The sequence below is a fragment of the Frankia sp. AiPs1 genome (genome assembly GCF_023716945.1).
Lineage (GTDB): Bacteria > Actinomycetota > Actinomycetes > Frankiales > Frankiaceae > Frankia.
Window position 1 is genome coordinate 1 of sequence record NZ_JAMQQF010001167.1, and the last position, 585, is coordinate 585.

Here is a 585-nt window from a genome sequence, read left to right on the forward strand (position 1 = left end):
GCCCTGCGCAAGCTGGCCGCCGGCAGCGCCGCGGTCGGCGACGGCGGCGCCGACCCTGGCGGCGGCCTCGACTCGCGCGCCGGCCTCGACTCCATGGGCAGCCTCGACTCCATGGGTGGCCTCGGCACTGTGGGCGGGCTCGGCACTGTGGGCGGCCCCAGCCGGATGGGCGGCCTCGACACTCTGGACGGCTTCGAGCCGCGGGTCGACGCGGCGGATCCCGCGTTCGAGCCGTGCCTCGCCGCGGTGCAGGCCGGCCGGGCGATCCGCTTTCCCTACCGCAAGGTCGGCGAGGCCGACGTCGCCGAGCGGCACGTCGAACCGTGGGGCGTGTTGTCCTGGCGGGGCCGCTGGTACCTGGCGGGCCATGACGTCGTCCGCGGCGCCCCGCGGGTGTTCCGGCTGTCCCGGTTCGTCGGTACCGTGCGGGCGGTCGGACCCGCTGGGGCCGTGCGGGTCCCGCCGGACGTCGACCTGCACGCCATGGTCTCCACCCAGGTCCCGCCGGACCGGGTGCGGACCGCGACGCTCGCCGTGCGTCGCGGCACCGGCCACGCGCTGCGCCGCGGCGCCCGCCCCGTGCAC

At 78.1% G+C, this 585-nt stretch carries 1 protein-coding gene; it reads left to right on the forward strand.

The annotated features are described in order from the left end of the window. Positions 1-585 (forward strand): YafY family protein (locus tag ND748_RS33470; protein WP_251750212.1); only part of this gene is annotated, 585 nt, incomplete at both ends.